This window comes from Lentilactobacillus rapi DSM 19907 = JCM 15042, assembly GCF_001436255.1.
GTDB classification, from domain to species: Bacteria; Bacillota; Bacilli; order Lactobacillales; family Lactobacillaceae; genus Lentilactobacillus; species Lentilactobacillus rapi.
This window is the reverse complement of record NZ_AZEI01000065.1, coordinates 1-320: the sequence shown is the minus strand read 5'-3', so window position 1 is coordinate 320 and position 320 is coordinate 1. Positions and strand designations below refer to the sequence as shown.

2 tRNA genes are annotated in these 320 nt (G+C 46.6%); both read right to left on the bottom strand.

The window, feature by feature from the left end:
* Positions 1-73 precede the first annotated feature (73 nt).
* Positions 74-146: transfer RNA gene (locus tag FD12_RS07650), tRNA-Ala, on the bottom strand.
* Positions 147-175: 29 nt separating this feature from the next.
* Positions 176-249: transfer RNA gene (locus FD12_RS07645), tRNA-Ile, on the bottom strand.
* Positions 250-320 lie beyond the last annotated feature (71 nt).

Below are 320 nucleotides of genomic sequence, written 5' to 3'. Positions count from 1 at the left end.
ACAATTTCAATCATTACAGAAAATTAATATTATCTAGTTTTCAAAGAACCAAGTTTTGACACTGACGTGTCAATGGAGAATAGCGGGATCGAACCGCTGACCCCCTGCTTGCAAAGCAGGTGCTCTCCCATCTGAGCTAATTCCCCAAGTTACTCCGGTCACGAAGGCCGGTGGATGGGCCTAAATGGACTCGAACCATCGACCTCACGCTTATCAGGCGTGCGCTCTAACCAGCTGAGCTATAGGCCCAAAAGCGTAACCGTTTTTGAGAGTAGACCTCTCAAAACTAAACAAAACTTTCGACAATGTGCAGGATTCCG